General features: G+C 65.6%; 15 protein-coding genes. 12 read left to right on the top strand and 3 right to left on the bottom strand.

Features of this window, described 5'->3' with window-relative positions; genetic code table 11:
• Positions 1–77: 77 nt before the first annotated feature.
• The 6 genes from betI (at position 78) to C4N9_RS12710 (ending at position 5,393) form a co-directional block, all read left to right on the top strand.
• Entirely contained in the window at positions 78–659 is a 582-nt protein-coding gene (gene betI, locus C4N9_RS12735) for a transcriptional regulator BetI (protein WP_109533715.1), read from the top strand.
• Positions 659–2,113: a betaine-aldehyde dehydrogenase gene (gene betB, locus C4N9_RS12730; protein WP_109533714.1), complete on the top strand. Its 1,455-nt coding sequence runs from the start codon at positions 659–661 to the stop codon at positions 2,111–2,113. Before betI ends, betB begins: the two co-directional genes overlap by 1 nt.
• An 8-nt stretch (positions 2,114–2,121) precedes the next feature.
• Entirely contained in the window at positions 2,122–3,774 is a 1,653-nt protein-coding gene (gene betA / locus C4N9_RS12725) for a choline dehydrogenase (protein ID WP_109533713.1), read from the top strand.
• A gap of 111 nt (positions 3,775–3,885) precedes the next feature.
• Entirely contained in the window at positions 3,886–4,503 is a 618-nt protein-coding gene (locus C4N9_RS12720) for a thermonuclease family protein (protein WP_342748804.1), read from the top strand.
• Between the two features lie 21 nt (positions 4,504–4,524).
• Positions 4,525–5,085 (top strand): hemerythrin domain-containing protein, encoded by a 561-nt coding sequence (locus C4N9_RS12715; RefSeq protein WP_109533711.1) that lies wholly within the window; start codon positions 4,525–4,527, stop codon positions 5,083–5,085.
• A gap of 65 nt (positions 5,086–5,150) precedes the next feature.
• Positions 5,151–5,393 (top strand): HP1242/YdcH family protein, encoded by a 243-nt coding sequence (locus C4N9_RS12710; RefSeq protein WP_109533710.1) that lies wholly within the window; start codon positions 5,151–5,153, stop codon positions 5,391–5,393.
• 66 nt (positions 5,394–5,459) lie between these two features.
• Here the strand turns inward: C4N9_RS12710 and C4N9_RS12705 are convergent, their stop codons facing one another.
• Both C4N9_RS12705 and C4N9_RS12700 read right to left on the bottom strand, forming a co-directional pair.
• Positions 5,460–6,866: a helix-turn-helix domain-containing protein gene (locus tag C4N9_RS12705; protein WP_109533709.1), complete on the bottom strand. Its 1,407-nt coding sequence runs from the start codon at positions 6,864–6,866 to the stop codon at positions 5,460–5,462.
• A 92-nt stretch (positions 6,867–6,958) separates the two neighbouring features.
• Positions 6,959–8,161, bottom strand: coding sequence for a multidrug effflux MFS transporter (locus C4N9_RS12700; protein WP_245902541.1), 1,203 nt, complete (start codon positions 8,159–8,161; stop codon positions 6,959–6,961).
• Positions 8,162–8,389: 228 nt separating this feature from the next.
• On the opposite strand from C4N9_RS12700, the gene C4N9_RS12695 reads away from it, so the two are divergent.
• The 4 genes from C4N9_RS12695 (at position 8,390) to C4N9_RS12685 (ending at position 12,895) form a co-directional block, all read left to right on the top strand.
• On the top strand, positions 8,390–9,922 hold the full coding sequence (locus C4N9_RS12695; protein ID WP_109533707.1) for an acyl-CoA carboxylase subunit beta: 1,533 nt from the start codon (positions 8,390–8,392) through the stop codon (positions 9,920–9,922).
• A gap of 263 nt (positions 9,923–10,185) precedes the next feature.
• Positions 10,186–10,350 (top strand): hypothetical protein, encoded by a 165-nt coding sequence (locus tag C4N9_RS21930; protein WP_168192225.1) that lies wholly within the window; start codon positions 10,186–10,188, stop codon positions 10,348–10,350.
• An 87-nt stretch (positions 10,351–10,437) separates the two neighbouring features.
• Positions 10,438–10,836 (top strand): hypothetical protein, encoded by a 399-nt coding sequence (locus tag C4N9_RS12690; protein WP_109533706.1) that lies wholly within the window; start codon positions 10,438–10,440, stop codon positions 10,834–10,836.
• A gap of 55 nt (positions 10,837–10,891) precedes the next feature.
• Positions 10,892–12,895 carry an acetyl-CoA carboxylase biotin carboxylase subunit gene (locus C4N9_RS12685; RefSeq protein WP_109533705.1) on the top strand — a complete coding sequence of 668 codons (2,004 nt, stop codon included), beginning with the start codon at positions 10,892–10,894 and terminating at the stop codon, positions 12,893–12,895.
• A gap of 123 nt (positions 12,896–13,018) precedes the next feature.
• Here C4N9_RS12685 and C4N9_RS12680 read toward each other — a convergent pair whose 3' ends face one another.
• Complete coding sequence (locus tag C4N9_RS12680) at positions 13,019–13,522, bottom strand: DUF4174 domain-containing protein (RefSeq protein WP_109533704.1); 504 nt, start codon at positions 13,520–13,522, stop codon at positions 13,019–13,021.
• Positions 13,523–13,641: 119 nt separating this feature from the next.
• Here C4N9_RS12680 and scpA point away from each other — a divergent pair, with 119 nt between their 5' ends.
• Positions 13,642–15,777 carry a methylmalonyl-CoA mutase gene (gene scpA / locus C4N9_RS12675; RefSeq protein WP_109533703.1) on the top strand — a complete coding sequence of 712 codons (2,136 nt, stop codon included), beginning with the start codon at positions 13,642–13,644 and terminating at the stop codon, positions 15,775–15,777.
• 206 nt (positions 15,778–15,983) lie between these two features.
• Positions 15,984–16,601, top strand: a complete 618-nt coding sequence (locus C4N9_RS12670) for a VOC family protein (RefSeq protein ID WP_109533702.1) — start codon at positions 15,984–15,986, stop codon at positions 16,599–16,601.
• The last annotated feature ends 39 nt before the right edge of the window (positions 16,602–16,640 follow it).

The following is a 16,640-nucleotide window of genomic DNA, read 5'->3' as shown; positions in this document are numbered from 1 at the left end:
ATAAACCATGGTCTAGCACGGAATCAACAAAGTTTGCGGTTTCGGGCAAGGTCCGGACCGGGTGGAAGGGATGAACGATGCCCAAGATTGGGATGGAGCCTATACGACGCGCCTCGCTGATCAAGGCCACAATCGCCGAGATCGGGAATGTCGGCTCACTGGAGGTGACGGTCAGCCGGATCGCCAAGCGCGCGGGGATGTCCTCGGCGCTGGCGCATCACTATTTCGGCTCGAAAGAGGCGATGTTCCTGGCCGCGATGCGCCATGTGCTGACCACTTACGGGGCCGAGATCCGCGGCGCGCTGATCGCCGCCGAAAGCCCCGAGGCCCGGGTCAAGGCGATCATTCGCGTGTCCTTCACCGGCAGCAATTTCCGCCGCGAGGTCGTTGCGGCCTGGCTGAATTTCTACGTTCTGGCGCAGACCCAGCCCGAGGTGCGGCGCCTGCTCAACGTCTATCAGCGGCGAATCGTGTCGAACCTGACCCATGCCCTGCGCCCGCTTCTGGCACAGGACGCGCCGCAGGTCGCGCGCTCGCTGGCCGAGATGATCGACGGCGCGTATCTGCATGCCGCGCTGGGTCCCGACACGCCCGACGGCCCCGCCGCCGTGGCACGGGTCGAAGACTATCTTGCCCTTGCGCTGAAGGGGGGGCGCTGATGCGCGCGCAGCCCGAAGCCAGCCATTTCATCGACGGCGCTTATGTCGAGGATACGTCCGGCGCGCCCATCGAATGCCGCTATGCCGCGACGGGCGAGGTGATCGCGACCCTGCACGAAGCGACGCCCGCGCTGATCGACCGTGCGCTTGACGCCGCGCAGCGCGCGCAGGTCGAATGGGCCGCCTTGCGTCCGGTCGAGCGCGGGCGCGTGCTGCACAAGGCCGCCGATATTATCCGGGCCCGCAACCGCGAACTCAGCGAACTGGAAACGCTGGATACCGGCAAGCCGCTGCAGGAAACGCTGGTCGCGGATGCGACGTCGGGCGCCGATGCGCTGGAGTATTTCGCCGGATTCGTGGCCACCGTGACGGGCCAGACAATCCCCGTCGGCGGCGGCGACTTCGTCTATACCACGCGCGAGCCGCTGGGCGTCTGCGTCGGCATCGGCGCGTGGAACTATCCCACCCAGATCGCCTGTTGGAAGGCCGCTCCGGCGCTGGCTTTCGGCAACGCGATGGTCTTCAAACCCTCGGATGTGACGCCGCTTTGCGCGCTGAAACTGGCCGAGATCCTGATCGAAGCGGGCGCGCCCAAAGGCCTGTTCAACGTCGTGCAGGGTCGCGGCGGGGTCGGCGCATCGCTGGTCACCGACAGCCGTGTCGCCAAGGTCTCGCTCACCGGCTCGGTGCCTACAGGCCGCAAGGTCTATGCCGCCGCCGCCGAGGGCATCCGCCACGTCACGATGGAACTGGGCGGCAAGTCGCCCCTGGTCATCTTCGACGATGCCAGTCTGGAAGATGCGATCGGTGCGGCGATGCTGGGGAATTTCTATTCCACCGGGCAGATCTGCTCGAACGGGACGCGGGTCTTTGTGCAGAAGGGCCTGAAAGAGCGTTTCCTGTCCCGCCTGAAGGAGCGCACCGATGCCATCGTCATCGGCGAACCCATGATTGAGGCCACGCAGATGGGCCCGATGATCACCGCCGATCAGCTGGGCAAGGTGATGGGCTATATCGCGCAGGGCAAGGCCGAGGGCGCGCGGCTGATTACCGGCGGTTCGCGGATCGAGGGGCCGGGCAATTTCGTGCAGCCGACGGTCTTCGCGGATGTGACCGATGCCATGGTCATCGCGCGGGAAGAAATCTTCGGCCCCGTCATGGCGGTTCTGGATTTCGAAACCGAGGACGAGGTCATCGCCCGCGCCAACGCGACCGAGTTCGGGCTGGCGGCGGGCGTCTTCACCGCCGATCTGGCCCGCGCGCACCGCGTGGCGGCCAAGCTGCAGGCGGGTACCTGCTGGATCAACGCCTATAACCTCACGCCCGTCGAGGCGCCGTTCGGCGGCTCGAAACTGTCGGGCGTGGGGCGCGAGAACGGGCACGCCGCGCTCGAGCATTATACCGAGATTAAATCCGTCTATGTCGGGGTGAACCCCGTCGACGCCCCGTATTGAGGCCCGCCATGAATGCCGATTACATCATCGTGGGGGCAGGCTCGGGCGGGTCGGCCGTGGCCTACCGGCTGGCCGAGGCCGGGCATTCGGTCGTGGTGATCGAATATGGCGGGTCGGATGCGGGGCCGTTCATCAACATGCCCGGCGCGCTGTCCTATCCGATGAACATGAAGCGCTACGACTGGGGCATGTCCTCGGAACCCGAGCCGGGGCTGGGCGGGCGGCGCCTCGTCACCCCGCGCGGCAAGGTGATCGGCGGCTCGTCCTCGATCAACGGCATGGTCTATGTGCGTGGCCACGCCAAGGATTACGACCATTGGGAAGAGCAGGGCGCCGAGGGCTGGGGATTCTCTGACGTCCTGCCCTATTTCAAGCGCATGGAAAGCTGGCATGGCGGGTCCGATGCCGGCGGCGGCGAGGATTGGCGCGGGCATGACGGCCCGCTGCATGTCAGCCGGGGCGCACGCGAGAACCCGCTTTTCAATGCCTTCATCGAGGCAGGCCAGCAGGCGGGCTACCCCGTCACGCGCGACTACAATGGCCAGCAGCAGGAAGGCTTCGGCGCCATGGAGGCGACGATCTGGAACGGCCAGCGCTGGTCTGCTGCCAAGGCCTATCTGAAACCCGCGATCCGCACCGGGCGCGTGCGCATCGAGCGTGGTCTGGCCGCGCGGGTGCATATCGAGGACGGTCGCGCCACCGGCGTGGTGATGAGCGACGGGCGCATCCTGACCGCGGGGCGTGAGGTGGTGCTGGCGGCGTCGTCGCTCAACACGCCGAAGATCCTGATGCTGTCGGGCATCGGCCCCGCGCAGCACCTGCGCGAACACGGGATCAAGGTCATCGCCGACCGCCCCGGCGTCGGATCGAACCTGCAGGACCATCTGGAGCTGTACCTCCAATTCGCCACGATCGACCCGATCAGCCTGTTTCGCTACTGGAACCTCTGGGGCAAGGCCTATGTCGGCGCCAAATGGCTGTTGTCCAAGACCGGGCCGGGCGCGTCGAACCAGTTCGAAAGCTGCGGCTTCATCCGTTCGGCGGCGGGGATCGACTATCCCGATATCCAGTACCATTTCCTGCCCATCGCGGTGCGCTATGACGGGCAGGCAGTGGCCGAGGGGCATGGTTTCCAGACCCATGTCGGGCCGATGCGCTCGAAATCGCGCGGCACGGTGCGGCTGCGCTCGACCGATCCCGCCGACAACCCGGTGATCCGCTTCAACTACATGAGCCATCCCGACGACTGGACCGAGTTCCGCACCGCGATCCGTCTGACGCGCGAGATCATCGCCCAGCCCGCGATGGCAAAATTCGTCAAGCACGAGATCCAGCCGGGTGCCGCGGTGCAGTCGGATGACGAGCTCGACGCCTTCATCCGGGAACATGCCGAATCGGCCTATCACCCCTGCGGCACCGCCCGGATGGGACGGCGCGACGACCCTGACGCCGTGGTCGACGGACAGGGCCGGGTGATCGGCGTCGAAGGGCTGCGCGTGGCCGACAGCTCGGTCTTTCCGCGCATCACGAACGGGAACCTGAACGGCCCGTCGATCATGACGGGCGAGAAGATGGCCGACCATATCTTGGGCAAAGACCCGCTTCCGGCGTCAAATCTTGAGCCCTGGATCAATCCGGACTGGGCCACCGCCCAGCGTTAAGCGTTAACAAATCCTTTCCTTGCCCCGCCTTCCGGCTGCGGCTACATCCGGGGCATGTTAAGGATTTGTTCACTTTTCGTCCTCATTCTCGCCGGCACTGCGCAGGCGGATGTGCGGGGCGCTGCGCGGGTCATCGACGGCGACACGCTGGATGTCGCCGGCACGACCGTGCGGATCGAAGGCATCGACGCCCCCGAACTCGACCAGCGCTGCGAAGGGCCGGGCGAAGACTGGGCCTGCGGGGCATGGTCGCGGGACCGCATGGTTGCCCTGATCGCCGGGCGCGAGGTCATCTGCGCCGGCGATGTTCAGGACCGATATGACCGGCTCGTCGCGCGATGCCGGGCAGGGCAGGGCGATCTGGGAGCGGAAATGGTCCGCGACGGGGCCGCGCTGGCCTATCGCCGCTATTCCCGCGCCTATATCCGCGATGAACGCGCGGCGCATAGTGCCGGGCGCGGGGTCTGGCAGCATGGCGGCCGCTATGTCACCCGTCCTGCCGATTATCGCGCCACACGGCGCACGGGCGGGCAGGCGGACGGGGCGCCGGAAACGCCGCCCCGGGTGGATTGCGCGATCAAGGGGAATATCTCGTCCAGCGGGCAGATCTATCATCTGCCCGGGCAGCGCGATTACGCGCGCACAAGAATCGACACCACGCGCGGCGAGCGCTGGTTTTGCACCGAGGAACAGGCCCGGGCTGCCGGCTGGCGCCCGGCGCGGCGCTGAAAGCGTCCGGAAAGGAACGAAGTGAGCGATTTCGAAGACCTCGAACACCGCGCGGCGCTGCCCGATGCGCTGCGCGTTCTGGTGGCCGATTACCCGCGCGAAAGCTGGCAGGGGCACCCCAATTTCGACGGGCTCACACGGTTCTGGCTGGAGCGGCATCTGGCCTTCCGGCAGATGCTGCCGATGCTGCAGTCCCGGGCGCGTGCGATTGTCGAGCGTGACGCCGAACCCGATCCCCGCGCGCTGATCCAGATTGCCGGTGGCCTGCTCAACGATCTCCACGGCCATCACCAGATCGAGGATCATCATTATTTTCCGATGCTGGCCCGCGCAGAGCCGCGGCTGGAGCGTGGATTCGACCTGCTTGACGCCGATCACCACCTGCTGGACGCGCATATCCGCGGGCTGGCCGACAGCACCAATGCCGTGCTGCAGGCGATCAGCAGGAACGAACCCCCGCGCGAGACGGCGGCGCGACTGGACGAGGCGCTGACACCGTTCGAGACCTTTCTCGACCGGCATCTGGAAGACGAGGAAGAGATCGTCGTGCCGGTAATCCTGCATCACGCACTCAGCTTGTGATCCAGATCAAAGGCGGCAGGAATCGTGCGCGCTAATCTGTTGGGGACAGCAAGACGGAGAGCACGATGTCGAACACGCCCCACGGACTGGCCGAGGAGTTTCCCGCCGATGCCGACAAGATTCAGGCGCTCAAGGGCAGCGACGCGCATTTCGCGAAGATCGCCGAAGAGTATCAGCGGGTGAACGACCAGATTCACCGCGCCGAGACCCAGGTCGAACCGATGTCGGACGACCACGAAACCGAGCTTCGCAAGAAGCGGCTCGCCCTGAAGGACGAAATCGCCGCGATGCTGCGCGCAGCCGTCTGACAAGTCTACAAGGGTTGAGACACCCAAGGCCGCCTCTGTCCGGGGCGGCCTGTTTCGTTCCGGGTCTCAGCTCAGCGAAGGGCCGGCGATTCCGTAAGGCAGGATGCCGCGCGTGTCGTGATCGACACGCAGCTCCTGTTCCAGCGGCGGAACCGAGCGCTGGTGACAATCTGGCCGCGCGCAGATCCGGCAGGAAATGCCGATCGGCTCGAAAGCCTGCGGATTGGTCAGGTCCATGTCGTCGGCATAGGTCAGCGCCTCGGCATGGCGGATCTCGCAGCCCAGCCCGATCGCATAGCGACGCACCGGCGCCCGGAACGAGCCGCCGGGTTTCGACACATCGCGCGCCAGCGAAAAATACCGCACGCCGTCGGGCGTCTCGGCCAGCTGGCGCAGGAACCGGCCCGGCGTCTCGAAGGCGCGGTGCACGTTCCACAACGGGCAAGCGCCGCCATAGCGCGCGAATTGCAGCCGCGTGGCCGAGTGCCGCTTGGTGATCGTGCCCGCCTGGTCCACCCGCACGAACCAGAAGGGCACGCCTTTGGCGCCCGGACGCTGCAGGGTCGAAAGCCGGTGCGCCACCTGTTCGATCGAGGCGCCGAAACGGTCGGCGAGGATTTCCAGGTCGTGACGGCTTTCCTGCGCCGCAGAGAGAAAGGCGCGATAGGGCAACAGCGCGGCACCGGCAAAGTAATTGGCCAGCCCGATCTTGGCGATGCTGCGCGCCTCGTCGGACTGGAACCGGGCCAGATCCAGCGTCGCCTCCAGCAGGTCGTTCTGCGTCAGCAGCGCCAGCTGGTGCAGCATCTGGAAGCGCCGCGTGGCGCTGCTGGCCTTGTCCGACAGTTTCAGGATCCGGCGCTGCGGATCATAGCTGCGCAAGACCGGCGCGTCGGTCGCCTGCATCACCACGCCGCGCCGCTCGAGCAGGCGGGCGATCTTCGTGTCCAGCGTGTCGGGACCGCTGGCGAAATGCTCGGCCGCGCGATCCACCGCGTCGAGGTAATTGTCGCAATAATGGAAGAAGTCGCGCACCTCCTCCCAGGGCGAGGCCCGGAGAACGCGGTCCTCGCGCCCCAGAGCCTCGTCCAGCGAGGCGAGCCGCTCATGCGTCTGCCGGTAAGCACGGTGCAGCGCCAGAAGCGCGCGCGCCACGCCCGGCGCGTTCGATGCGACCAACCGCAGGTCCGCCGCGCTGGGGGCGGGGGCGGGAAAGACCGGATCGGCCAGAGCCTCGCGCAGATCGGTGACCATGCGCTCGCTGTCGCCAGTCGACAATTCGGTGACATCGGTGCCGAATTCCCGCGCCAGCGCCAGCACCACGGCGGTCGAAACCGGGCGGTTGTTGTTCTCCATCTGGTTGAGATAGGGCAGCGACACGCCGAGCCGGGCCGCGAATTCCTTCTGCGTCAGCTCCATCCGCACGCGGATCTCCCGCAGCTTCGCCCCGGCATAGAGTTTCTGGACCGCCATGATTCCGCCTCGCAGGAAGGGTTTGCAAGTCCGAAGACTAGCTTTGCAAACTCTCGCTGCCAAGGGTTCCTTGGATCGCCCCGCCCTGGGGCCTACAGGCCCAGCTGCTTCGCCCGCCGGATCACCAGCAGGATCGACAGGAAGGATCCCAGCGTCGAGGCGGTCATGATCGCAATGAGCGGCCAGGCGCCCGTTTCCTCGGTCAGCCAGGCGCCGGCCAGCGCCGACAGAAGCGCCCCGCCGCCGATCATGAAGGCCCCGCCCAGGCCCGCCGCCGTCCCTGCCAGCGCGGGCCGCACCGACAGCATCCCGGCATTGGAATTGGGCAGGATCAGCCCGTTGCCGATGCCGATCACCAGGAAGGGCGAGAAGAACCCGACCGCCCCGCCGATGCCGGTTGCGACGGCCAGGATTTGCAGCACCATCCCGAAGCCCATCATGACGTTGCCGTAGATGATCATCCGGTTCACGCCGGCCCGCATCGAGAACCGGCCCGACAGGTAATTGCCCAGCCCGTAGCCCAGCCCCGCCGCGCTGAAGAACAGGCCCAGTTCGCTGGGCTCCAGCCCGTACAACACCGTTCCCACGAAGGGCGCGCCGCCCAGATACGCGAAGAACACGCCCGACGCGAAGGCGGTGGACAGGACATAGCCCCAGAACCGCGGCGAGGTCAGCAATTCGGGATAATCGGCGATCTGCGCGCGGAAGCTCGTGGGCTTGCGCTCCATTGTTTCGCCCAGATCGGTATAGACCAGCCACAGAACGGCGATGCCCAGGATCGTCAGCAGCGCGAAACTGGCCTTCCAGCCGAAGACCTCGTCCAGGGCGCCGCCGATCACCGGGCCGATCATCGGCACGATCGACATGCCCAGCGTGACATAGGCGATCATCGAGGCCGCACGTTCCTCGTCCACCATGTCGCGCACGATCGCCCGGCTCAGCGCCATGCCGGTCGCGACCGAGGCCTGCAACATGCGGAAGATCAGGAACGTCGTGGCATTGGGCGCAACCAGCGTTCCGATCGAGGCAATGACGAAAATCGCCAGCGATCCCAAGAGGATATTGCGACGGCCGAAGCGGTCCGACAGCGGGCCGATCAGGATCTGCAGCAGCGCGCTGAAACCCAGATAGACCGAGACCGACAATTGCATCACGCGATAATCGGCGTTGAAATACTCGGACATGTTCGGCAGCGAGGGCAGGAACACGTTCATCGACAGCGCCGAGACCCCGGAAATCAGGATCAGCGTGGCCAGATGCGGGGGGGTTTTACGGTCCAGAAACCGGGGTGTCATACCATTCATTTTACAAGTGTAGAGTTGCGCGCAGAGAGTGTCCAGATAGCCCGGTGCGCTTTCGTGCCTCTGCCCCCGCCAACGGGCGGAAACCCCCGGCAGGAAGCGTGAATTTGCGAATTCGCAATTCGCAGCGTGACCTTGGCAATAGCTTTGCAAATTTTCTCGTTTTTGCTTTCTTTGCTGCGCCTGCAGCCGTAGATTGCCGCCAGATCCGAGGAGGCGCCGATGAAAGATATCCTGCAAGAACTCGAAACCCGCCGCGCGCAAGCACGACTGGGAGGCGGGCAGCGGCGCATCGATGCACAGCATGCCAAAGGCAAGCTGACCGCCCGCGAGCGTCTGGAATTGCTGCTCGACGAAGGCTCATTCGAGGAATTCGACACCTTCGTCGCCCATCGCTGCACCGATTTCGGGATGGAGCAGGATCGCCCCTATGGCGACGGCGTGGTGACCGGCTGGGGCACGATCAACGGCCGCATGGTCTATGTGTTCAGCCAGGACTTCACCGTCTTCGGCGGGTCGCTGTCGGAAACCCATGCGCAGAAGATCTGCAAGATCATGGACATGGCGATCCAGAACGGCGCGCCGGTGATCGGGTTGAACGATTCGGGCGGTGCCCGCATCCAGGAAGGCGTGGCCTCGCTCGCGGGCTATGCCGACGTGTTCCAGCGCAACATCATGGCCTCGGGCGTGGTGCCGCAGATTTCCGTCATCATGGGGCCCTGCGCGGGCGGGGCGGTCTATTCGCCGGCGATGACCGACTTCATCTTCATGGTGCGCGATTCGTCCTATATGTTCGTGACCGGCCCCGACGTGGTGAAGACCGTCACCAACGAGATCGTCACCGCCGAGGAACTGGGCGGCGCCTCGACCCATACGAAGAAATCCTCGGTCGCGGACGGGGCCTTCGAGAACGATGTCGAAGCCCTGATCGAGGTCCGCCGGCTGGTCGATTTCCTGCCGCTCAACAACCGCGAGAAACCCCCGGTGCGTCCCTTTTTCGACGAGCCGGGCCGGGTCGAGGACAGTCTCGATACGCTGATCCCCGACAATCCCAACACGCCCTACGACATGAAGGAACTGATCCACAAGGTCGCGGACGAGGGCGATTTCTACGAGATCCAGCAGGATTTCGCGAAGAACATCATCACCGGCTTCGTCCGGATCGAAGGCCAGACCGTAGGCGTGGTCGCGAACCAGCCGATGGTGCTGGCGGGCTGCCTGGATATCGACAGCTCGCGCAAGGCCGCGCGCTTCGTGCGCTTCTGCGATGCGTTCGAAATCCCGATCCTGACCTTCGTCGACGTGCCGGGCTTCCTGCCGGGGACGGGGCAGGAATATGGCGGCGTCATCAAGCACGGCGCGAAGCTGCTCTTTGCCTATGGCGAGGCGACGGTGCCCAAGGTCACGGTCATCACCCGCAAGGCCTATGGTGGCGCTTATGACGTGATGGCGTCGAAGCATCTGCGCGGCGATTTCAACTATGCCTGGCCCACCGCCGAGATCGCGGTGATGGGCGCCAAGGGCGCGGTCGAGATCCTCTATCGCAGCGAGCTGGCCGACAAGGACAAGATCGCCGCGCGCACAAAGGATTACGAGGACCGCTTCGCGAATCCGTTCGTCGCCGCGGAAAAGGGCTTCATCGACGAGGTGATCCAGCCGCGCTCGACACGGCGCCGGGTGGCCCGCGCTTTTGCCAGCCTGCGCGGCAAGAAGCTGTCCAATCCGTGGAAGAAGCACGACAACATCCCGCTGTGACGGCGGGGTGCTCCCCCAGCATCAGAGGCCCGCAAGCGTCGGGGCGCTAGATGTTGATTTCCTGACACTGCCGCAACGCCCTTCGATGCGGCAAAACCACAGAACGCCTTGCAAGCCCCCATGTTTGAACACAAAAACTGGATTTGGCCCTTCTCTTGGGATATGCTCGCCCTTAGCGCATCCGCTGTGGATTGCGTGATAAAGAGCATTCGGCGTATCGGGATTGCCCGGCGACCGGATCGCGCAGAGAGCAGGAGCAATCAATGTCCAAAGCCCCGATCGGCGCCCTTGTCGCCGTTCTCGGTCTGGCGGTTCTGGGTGGCTGCAGCCACTTCGCCGGCCACCATCAGGACGAATACGTCCCCGTCGACCCGCAGCCGGCACCCGCGCCGATCTACGTGGAACCCGTCGACCCGAAATACGGCTGATCCTTTCCGCATCGCCATGATTTCGCGCCGGGCGGGGCTGTTTCAGGTCTCGCCCGCGTCTTGCCGCGCGCCGCTGGGAGATGTCCCATGCTGAAGCATCGCGGCTTTCCCGGGCGCCTGCCCGGCACCGATTTCCAGTTCACGATCCGTCGCGCCAACGTCAAGGAAGGCGCCACGCCCCTGATCGCGCGCGAGCGCTTCAAGGACCGGCGCGCGCCCGACCGCCGCGCCGACGAAGCCTTCATCGCCGCGCTCTGGGAGCATTTCGGCGAAGACCCGTTCGAGCGCGGCAATCTCGATGCCGGGCGCCTGTCCTGGCTGTTCGGCCGCGAGGTGGTCGCCGCCGAGGACCCGTTCGATCCCAAAAGCTACGAGGCATTGCTGCGCATCGATGTCCGGCGCGCGCGCCAATCCTATCCCGATGTCTTCTGGGACGCCGATGTCGACGATGACGATGACAATGACGATGCGGATGACGACGCCTGATGACCCAGAGCGTCCGGACGAATTCTGAGGCCCCGACGGGGCAGGGGGAGTGAGCATGTTCAAGAAGATCCTGATCGCCAATCGCGGCGAAATCGCCTGCCGGGTCATCAAATCCGCGCGCAAGATGGGCATCCAGACCGTCGCGATCTATTCCGATGCTGACCGCAACGCGTTGCATGTGCAGATGGCCGACGAGGCCGTGCATATCGGCCCGTCCCCCGCCAACCAGTCCTATATCGTCATCGACAAGGTGATGGAGGCGATCCGCCGGACCGGCGCAGAGGCGGTTCATCCGGGTTACGGGTTTCTTAGTGAAAACAGGAAGTTCGCCGAAGCGCTCGAAGCCGAGGGCGTGGCGTTCATCGGCCCGCCCTCGGGCGCGATCGAATCGATGGGCGACAAGATCACCTCGAAGAAGATCGCCAGGGAAGCGGGCGTCAGCACCGTGCCCGGCTATATGGGCCTCATCGCCGATGCCGAGGAGGCGGTGAAGATCTCGGGCGAGATCGGTTATCCGGTGATGATCAAGGCCTCGGCCGGCGGCGGCGGCAAGGGCATGCGCATCGCCTGGAACGATCAGGAAGCGCGCGAAGGGTTCGAATCGTCCAAGAACGAGGCGGCGAACAGCTTCGGCGACGACCGGATCTTCATCGAGAAATTCGTGACGCAACCGCGCCATATCGAGATCCAGGTGCTGGCCGACCAGCACGGCAATTGCGTCTATCTGCACGAGCGCGAATGCTCGATCCAGCGCCGCAACCAGAAGGTCATCGAAGAGGCGCCCTCGCCCTTCCTCGACCCCGAGACGCGCAAGGCGATGGGCGAGCAGGCCTGCGCGCTGGCCCGGGCCGTGGGCTATACCTCGGCCGGGACGGTCGAGTTCATCGTCGACGGCGACAGGAACTTCTACTTCCTTGAAATGAACACCCGTCTGCAGGTGGAGCATCCGGTGACCGAGCTGATCACCGGCGTCGATCTGGTCGAGCAGATGATCCGCGTGGCCAATGGCGAGGCCCTGCCTTTCCGCCAGGAAGACCTGACGATCAACGGCTGGGCGATGGAAAGCCGCCTCTATGCCGAGGATCCCTATCGCAACTTCCTGCCCTCGATCGGCCGGCTGACCCGCTACCGGCCCCCGGTCGAAGGCCCGACGCAGGGCGGCGGCATCGTGCGCAACGATACCGGCGTCTATGAGGGCGGCGAGATCTCGATGTATTACGACCCGATGATCGCCAAGCTCTGCACCTGGGGGCAGACCCGCGACGCGGCGATCGAGGAGATGCGCCTCGCGCTCGACACGTTCGAGGTCGAAGGCATCGGCCACAACCTGCCGTTCTGCGCGGCGGTGATGGACCACCCGAAATTCGTTTCGGGCGACATCACCACTGCCTTCATCGCCGAGGAATTCCCCGAGGGCTTCGATGGCGTCAGCCTGCCCGATCCGATGCTGCGCAAGGTCGCGGCGGCGGCGGCGGCGATGAACCGCGTGGCCGAGATCCGGCGCACCCGCGTGTCAGGCCGCATGGACAATCACGAGCGCATGGTCGGCGACGACTGGGTCGTGGTGCTGCAGGGGCAGGAATATCCGGTCGCGGTCCAGGCCGATCGCGGCGGCGCGACCGTGGCCTTCGCCGATGGCGCGGCGATGCGGGTCGAATCCGACTGGACCCCCGGCCAGACGCTGGCCCGGCTTCTGGTCGATGGCGAGCCCCTGGTGCTGAAGGTCGGACGCCTCAGCGGCGGCTACCGGCTGCGCCTTCGCGGCGCCGATCTGAAAGTCCATGTGCGCAGCCCGCGGCAGGCGGAGCTCGCGCGCCTCATGCCCGAGAAACTGCCGCCCGACACCTCGAAGCTGCTGCTCTGCCCGATGCCGGGGCTGATGGTGAAACTGTCGGTCGCCGAGGGCGACGAGGTGTTCGAAGGCCAGGCGCTCTGCACGGTCGAAGCGATGAAGATGGAAAACATCCTGCGCGCCGAGAAAAAGGGCGTGGTCAAGTCCATCAATGCCGAGATCGGCGGCTCGCTCATGGTCGACGACGTGATCATGGAATTCGAGTAAGGCTTCGTTAACCCCGATGCGCGCGCGGCCCTTTCACTTTGCCACAAATACTCCGGGGGTCCGGGGGCAGCGCCCCCGGCGCTCTGGCACCGCGCGCTTAGGCACCGGCCGCCCGTATCGCCGTCAGCGTCCCGAGGGCATCCGCTCCAGCATCTCCTGCCGTCGCAGCGGAAAGCGGTCGATATTGGCCGAAATCTCGCGCACCGAGCGGGGAGCCGGGCGGCGCTGCTTGATCTCGCCATCCTTGTCGATGATCGCCAGCATGAAGCCGCGCGGCCTCAGCCGCAGGCGCAGCGGACTGTCGGACCGGCGGTCGGTATCGACGATGACGATCACGTCGCGCGTCACCAGATCCTGCGGCAATTCCGCGATCTCGCGCATCTGGCGCTGGAAGGCGGGGTCGTTGGGACTGTCGGCCAGCACCGCCACGATCCGCTGCTCCCACAGGAACTGGTCCAGATCGACATCGGCCGCGTCCAGGATCACCAGGCCCGCCATCGGCGCCTCGGCGCTTTCCAGCGGGACTACGTCGGATACGTCCTGGGCCTGCAAATCCGGGGGGACGGCCACGGCCATTGCCGCGGCAAGGCCGAGGGTCAGCAAGGTGGCGGGCAGCGTGAATCTCATGGGCGATGGCTCTCCATTCGTCCCAGATATAGGCAATCCGCGCCGGATTGCACCCGTGAACACACAGATTTCGTCGCGGCACGGAACCGCCGCGATCTGACGCATTGGAGGAACGCCGCATGTCCGAGACCGACAAGAAGGCCGAATGGGAAGAGCTGGCCGCGAAAGAGCTGAAGGGGCGCAGCCCCGACGATCTGACCTGGCACACGCTGGAAGGCATCGACATCAAGCCGCTCTATACCGAGGCCGATCTCGACGGGCTCGGGCATCTGGGCTCGATGCCGGGTCTTGCGCCCTTCACCCGCGGGCCGCGCGCGACGATGTATGCCGGGCGCCCGTGGACGATCCGCCAATATGCCGGCTTCTCGACAGCCGAGGACTCGAACGCCTTCTACCGCAAGGCGCTGGCCGCCGGGCAGCAGGGCGTCTCGGTCGCTTTCGACCTGGCGACGCATCGGGGCTATGACAGCGACCATCCCCGCGTGGTGGGCGATGTCGGCAAGGCGGGTGTGGCCATCGACAGCGTCGAGGACATGAAGATCCTGTTCGACGGGATTCCCCTGGACAAGGTGTCGGTCTCGATGACGATGAACGGCGCGGTGATCCCGATCCTCGCCAATTTCATCGTTGCGGGCGAAGAGCAGGGCGTCGAGCGTGCGGCTTTGTCGGGCACGATCCAGAACGACATTCTCAAGGAATTCATGGTCCGCAACACCTATGTCTATCCGCCCGAGCCTTCGATGCGGATCATCGCGGATATCATCGAATATACCTCGAACGAGATGCCGAAATTCAATTCGATCTCGATTTCCGGCTACCACATGCAGGAAGCCGGCGCGAACCTCGTGCAGGAGCTGGCCTATACCCTGGCAGACGGGCGCGAATATGTCCGCGCGGCCATCGCGCGCGGCATGGATGTCGACCGGTTCGCGGGCCGGCTGTCGTTCTTTTTCGCCATCGGCATGAATTTCTTCATGGAAGCCGCCAAGCTGCGCGCCGCGCGGCTGCTGTGGCACCGCATCATGACCGAGTTCGAGCCAAAGAAACCCGGCAGCCTGATGCTGCGCACCCATTGCCAGACCTCGGGCGTCTCGTTGCAGGAACAGGACCCTTACAACAACGTCGTGCGCACCGCCTACGAGGCGCTGGCTGCGGCTCTGGGCGGCACGCAGTCGCTGCATACCAACGCGCTGGACGAAGCCATCGCGCTGCCCACCGAGTTCAGCGCGCGCATCGCCCGCAACACGCAGCTCATCTTGCAGGAAGAGACCGGCGTGACGAAGGTCGTCGATCCGCTGGCGGGGTCGTATTATGTTGAGAAACTGACAGCGGACCTGGCGGAAGCGGCGTGGAAACTGATCGAAGAAGTTGAAGAAATGGGAGGCATGACCAAGGCCGTGGCCTCGGGGATGCCCAAGCTTCGCATCGAGGAATCCGCCGCCCGCCGTCAGGCACAGATCGACCGGGGCGAAGAGGTGATCGTCGGCGTCAACAAATATCGCCGCGATACCGAAGACCCGATCGACATTCTCGATATCGACAACGTCAAGGTTCGCGAAGGACAGGTCGCGCGGCTGCAGAAGATCCGCGAGACCCGGGACGACGCCGCCTGCACCGCCGCGCTTGCCGCGCTCGAGACTTGCGCCAAGGAGGGCGGCAACCTTCTGGAAGCGGCGGTCGAGGCGGCGCGCGCGCGCGCCAGCGTGGGAGAGATCAGCATGGCGATGGAGAAAGTGTTCGGCCGCCACCGGGCCGAGGTGAAGACCCTCGCGGGCGTTTATGGCGCGGCATACGAGGGCGATGCGAGCTTCGCGCAGATCCAGAAGGATGTCGAGACCTTCGCCGAGGAAGAAGGCCGCCGCCCGCGGATGCTGGTGGTCAAGATGGGGCAGGACGGTCACGACCGGGGCGCCAAGGTGATCGCCACCGCCTTTGCCGATATCGGCTTCGATGTCGATGTGGGCCCGCTCTTCCAGACGCCCGAGGAAGCCGCGCAGGACGCCGTCGACAACGATGTCCATGTGATCGGCATCAGCTCGCAGGCGGCGGGTCACAAGACCCTTGCGCCCAAGCTGATCGAGGCGCTCAAGGAGCAGGGCGCCGGGGATATCCTGGTGATCTGCGGCGGCGTCATCCCGCAACAGGATTACGCGTTCCTCAAGGCGGCCGGCGTGAAGGCGATCTTCGGACCCGGCACCAACATTCCCGCCGCCGCGCGCGACATTCTGGACCTGATCCGTCAGGCGCGGCGCTGAGCGTTACCCGGCCCGCCCCCTGAGGAGGGGCTGCGGGCCGAAGAGGGGCGGCGCTGGAGGGTGCCGCTCCTTTCTGTTGCGCGGGGGGATTGGCCCATGCCGACCCCCTTGCACGGGCCCGGATTTGCGGCCAGTTTCTGCCGCATCGTCAGTGACACGCCCCGCGCGCTGTTTCCCTGGACATCTCGGTTAACAAACGGAATTTCATGGCCATCTTCGACCACCTCGCCTTTGCCGCCGCCTCGCTCGAGGAAGGCGCCGCCGCCGTTGAACGGGCGCTCGGCGTGCCGCTCGAACCCGGCGGGGCGCATGCCCAGATGGGCACCCATAACCGCCTTTTGTCGTTGGGCCCGGGCGAGTATTTCGAGCTGATCGCCATCGACCCCGAGGGCACGCCGCCGGGCCGTCCCCGCTGGTTCGCGCTGGACGATTTCTCGGGCGCGCCCCGGCCGCAAAGCTGGATCGTCCAGGCCCCCGATCTGGAAGAGGCGCTGAAGATCGCGCCTTTCGGCAGTGGCGAGCCGATGCTGTTTCAGCGCAACGCGCTGACCTGGCGGTTCGCGGTTCCCGACAGCGGGTTGCAGCCTTTCGACGGGATCTCGCCCGCCGTGATCGAGTGGGGCGAGGGCGTGCCGCACCCGTCCGAGCGCCTGCCCGATCGTGGTGTCCGCCTGACCGGGCTGGTGCTGCGCCATCCGCGACCGCAGGATCTGGCGCGGGCGCTGGAGCCGCTGATCGACGATCCGCGCTTGCGGTTCGATACGGGCGCGCCGGGCATCCGCGCCGAATTCGACACGCCCGACGGTCCGCGCGTGCTGGAATGATCCGGGCACTTGCCGCGGGGCGGCGGTGCTGCCAATCCT

Origin of the sequence: Pararhodobacter marinus, from assembly GCF_003122215.1 — a bacterium.
Lineage (GTDB): Bacteria > Pseudomonadota > Alphaproteobacteria > Rhodobacterales > Rhodobacteraceae > Pararhodobacter > Pararhodobacter marinus.
This window is presented reverse-complemented; position numbering and strand designations above follow the sequence as displayed.

Bases quoted from the DNA above. Each gene is read 5' to 3' on its own strand.
- betI (WP_109533715.1), top strand. From the start codon at position 78: ATGCCCAAGATTGGGATGGAGCCTATACGACGCGCCTCGCTGATCAAG.
- betB (WP_109533714.1), top strand. From the start codon at position 659: ATGCGCGCGCAGCCCGAAGCCAGCCATTTCATCGACGGCGCTTATGTC.
- betA (WP_109533713.1), top strand. From the start codon at position 2,122: ATGAATGCCGATTACATCATCGTGGGGGCAGGCTCGGGCGGGTCGGCC.
- C4N9_RS12710 (WP_109533710.1), top strand. From the start codon at position 5,151: ATGTCGAACACGCCCCACGGACTGGCCGAGGAGTTTCCCGCCGATGCC.
- C4N9_RS12705 (WP_109533709.1), bottom strand. From the start codon at position 6,866: ATGGCGGTCCAGAAACTCTATGCCGGGGCGAAGCTGCGGGAGATCCGC.
- C4N9_RS12700 (WP_245902541.1), bottom strand. From the start codon at position 8,161: ATGACACCCCGGTTTCTGGACCGTAAAACCCCCCCGCATCTGGCCACG.
- C4N9_RS12695 (WP_109533707.1), top strand. From the start codon at position 8,390: ATGAAAGATATCCTGCAAGAACTCGAAACCCGCCGCGCGCAAGCACGA.
- C4N9_RS21930 (WP_168192225.1), top strand. From the start codon at position 10,186: ATGTCCAAAGCCCCGATCGGCGCCCTTGTCGCCGTTCTCGGTCTGGCG.
- C4N9_RS12690 (WP_109533706.1), top strand. From the start codon at position 10,438: ATGCTGAAGCATCGCGGCTTTCCCGGGCGCCTGCCCGGCACCGATTTC.
- C4N9_RS12685 (WP_109533705.1), top strand. From the start codon at position 10,892: ATGTTCAAGAAGATCCTGATCGCCAATCGCGGCGAAATCGCCTGCCGG.
- C4N9_RS12680 (WP_109533704.1), bottom strand. From the start codon at position 13,522: ATGAGATTCACGCTGCCCGCCACCTTGCTGACCCTCGGCCTTGCCGCG.
- scpA (WP_109533703.1), top strand. From the start codon at position 13,642: ATGTCCGAGACCGACAAGAAGGCCGAATGGGAAGAGCTGGCCGCGAAA.
- C4N9_RS12670 (WP_109533702.1), top strand. From the start codon at position 15,984: ATGGCCATCTTCGACCACCTCGCCTTTGCCGCCGCCTCGCTCGAGGAA.